Raw genomic sequence first — 1,461 nt, 5'->3', positions numbered from 1 at the left:
AGCTTGTCAACTTTTCTGTGTAAGTCGATCAGGTATTCGATTTATAGGTGATGGTTGATACGTTCTGGATAGGCGAGGGAGAGTTGCTCGAGCGCGCGTTTCCAGTTGGTGGTTACCGCGCCTTCGACCAGTCGTCCGGAGGCGCGTCGTTTGGCGGCGGGCAGGCCGCGTTCCTTGGCTCGGTCGCGGGCGCGTTTGTCTTCGATGTTGCCGATCGCCAGCCACAGCAGCTTCATCGCCGCCGCATCGTTGGGGAAGTGCCCACGGTTCTTGGTGACCTTCCGCAGCTGATAGTTCAGCGATTCGATGCTGTTGGTGGTGTAGATGACCCGCCGCAACTCCGGCGGGAACGCCAGGAACGGAACGAATCGCTCCCACGCATCCCGGAACGTCTTGACCGCCGACGGGTACTTACGACCGAGGTCGGAGTCGGCGAACGCATCCAATGCGTCCAACGCCGCTTGCTCGGTCGGGGCCTGGTAGATCGGCTTGAGCAACCCGGCGACGGATCTGCGGTCGCCGTAGCCGACGAACCGCATCGATGCCCGGATCAGGTGCACCACACACGTCTGAACGGTCGCCTGCGGCCAGGTGGCCTCCACGGCCTCGGCGAACCCGGTCAGACCGTCGCAGCACACGATCAACACGTCGGCGACCCCACGATTGCGCAGCTCCGCGCACACCGCCGCCCAGAACGTGGCGCCCTCGGTCTGCTGAATCCAGATCCCCAGGACGTGCTTGACGCCGTCCATATCGACCCCGACGGCGAGGTGAGCGGCCTTGTTGCGCACGTGCCCGCCATCGCGGATCTTGACCATGATCGCATCCAAGTAGATGACCGGATACAGCGCTTCCAGATCACGTTGCTGCCACTTGATGACCTCGTCGGCGACCTCCTCGGTGATCTTGCTGATCGTCTCGTGCGACAACTCGGTGCCGATCGTCGACGCGAGGTGATGGGCGATATCGCGGATGGTCATCCCGCCCGCGTACAGCGAGACGATCATCGCATCCAAGCCGTCGAGGCGGCGTTGGCCTTTGCGGACCAGCATCGGAGTGAAACTGCCGTCCCGGTCCCGCGGGACCGACAACGCCACATCACCGACCTCGGTCGCCACGGTTTTAGTGCCGTATCCGTTGCGGGAGTTCGGAAACGACGCCGCATCCGGGTCTCCGGCCTCATAGCCGAGATGCTCGGTCAGCTCGGCATTCAGACCTCGTTCGAGAGTAGCTTTGAGAAGCGAGTTCAGCAGGCCGTCCTGCCCGCCGACCGGCTCGCCGGCATCGATACGGGCGAACACCTCATCCAGGGCACCCGACATGACCAGCTCGTTGGCCATCTCGGTCTGCCGGCGCCGTTGCTCCTCACGCGAATCATCCACACTCACATCATGATTGACAGTCACTACAGCGGTTTCCCTTCAGGATTGACCTCACCGCTTACACAGACCATCTGACACG

1 protein-coding gene is annotated in these 1,461 nt (G+C 62.6%); it reads right to left on the bottom strand.

Annotation, left to right across the window (positions count from 1 at the left end):
* Nucleotides 1–41: 41 nt before the first annotated feature.
* Nucleotides 42–1,340, bottom strand: a complete 1,299-nt coding sequence (locus GOARA_RS04090; protein ID WP_138947531.1) for an IS256 family transposase — start codon at nucleotides 1,338–1,340, stop codon at nucleotides 42–44.
* Nucleotides 1,341–1,461 lie beyond the last annotated feature (121 nt).

This window comes from Gordonia araii NBRC 100433 (assembly GCF_000241265.1).
GTDB lineage: Bacteria > Actinomycetota > Actinomycetes > Mycobacteriales > Mycobacteriaceae > Gordonia > Gordonia araii.
The sequence above is the reverse complement of the archived record's forward strand: the minus strand, read 5'-3'. Positions and strand labels throughout refer to the sequence as shown.